The organism is Halogeometricum sp. CBA1124, from assembly GCF_009741955.1.
Lineage (GTDB): Archaea > Halobacteriota > Halobacteria > Halobacteriales > Haloferacaceae > Halogeometricum > Halogeometricum rufum.
The window spans coordinates 1-1,110 of record NZ_WPCD01000381.1; the positions used below are offsets into that span (position 1 = coordinate 1).

General features: G+C 72.5%; 1 protein-coding gene and 1 pseudogene. Both read right to left on the reverse strand.

The window, feature by feature from the left end; genetic code table 11:
- Positions 1 to 181 (reverse strand): annotated as a pseudogene (locus tag GJ632_RS21665) (N-acetyltransferase); the annotation flags it as partial.
- A partial coding sequence (locus GJ632_RS21670; RefSeq protein ID WP_191453993.1) for a DUF92 domain-containing protein occupies positions 178 to 1,110 on the reverse strand: 933 nt, incomplete at its 5' end. The pseudogene GJ632_RS21665 and the gene GJ632_RS21670, both read right to left, overlap by 4 nt.

Genomic DNA, 1,110 nt, shown 5'->3' on the forward strand with positions numbered 1-1,110 from the left:
GGTCGCCGGACTCGACGGCGAGGAGGTAGCCGACCGGCCGGTTCCGGGCGTCGGTGGAGACGAACACGGTGCCGACCGCGCCGGCCGCCGCGAGGAGGTCCGGGGCCGGTTCCGCGAGGTACGACTGGAGGCGCGAGAGCGCCTCGGCGTCGGCGGGGCGGGCGCGGCGGACGGGCGTCACGCGACGAAGGCGAACGCCACGCCCGTGCTGACGACGGCCCCGACGAGCGTCGCGGTGAAGTTCACCGCCTCGTTGCCCACGCGAGAGCCCTCGACGGTGGCTCCGAGGAGGCTGTCGACGGTCATCCCGGCGAGTCCGCCGAGGAGGACGAGGCCGGCGCCGAGCAGTCCCGTCACGTCCGTCATCAGGGCGGCCGCGACGGCGGCGACGATACCCGCGCCGACGAGGCCCGCGAGTTCGCCCTGCCACGTCACGCCGCCGTCGGTTCCGGGTTCGACCCGTTCGAGGGTCGTGATGAGCCGCGGGTTGTCGTACAGGCCGCCGACCTCCGAGGAGAGCGTGTCGCTCAGCGCGGCCGCCATCGACCCCGCGAAGGCGAACTGGAACAGCGTCCCGTCCAGCGTGACGTGCGCGCTGGCGGCGAAGCCGACGACCGAGACGAGGGCGACGGCGGCGTTGCCGAACACGTTCGAGGTGCCGCGTGCGCCTTCGTTCTCCTCGGCGACGCCGCGAGCGAGTTTCTCGTCGTAGCGGAACTTCGTCGAGAGCGCACCGATGGCGAAGAACGACATCAGGACCGCGAACCAGCCGAAGCCGCCGAAGACGATGACGAGGAGGCTGAGGAGGACGCCCGACAGCATGCCCGTGACCGACGCCGCCTTCAGGGCGTAGGAGATGAGTCCGAAGGCGACGGTGAGCGCGAGCGCCGCGGCAATCTCCACGGCGGTTATCGGTCCGGACAGCGCGGCGAACGACCACAGGAGCAGTCCCGTCGAGAGCATCACCAGCGGGTCGTCGCGCTCGAACAGCAGTTCGCGGAACAGCGCCGCGACGATGGCCCCGGCGGTGGCGAGGAAGACGAACAGCGGGTACGCGGGCGAGAGCGGCGTCACCGCCGCGACGCCGGCCTGCCCGGCGACGCCGCCGAG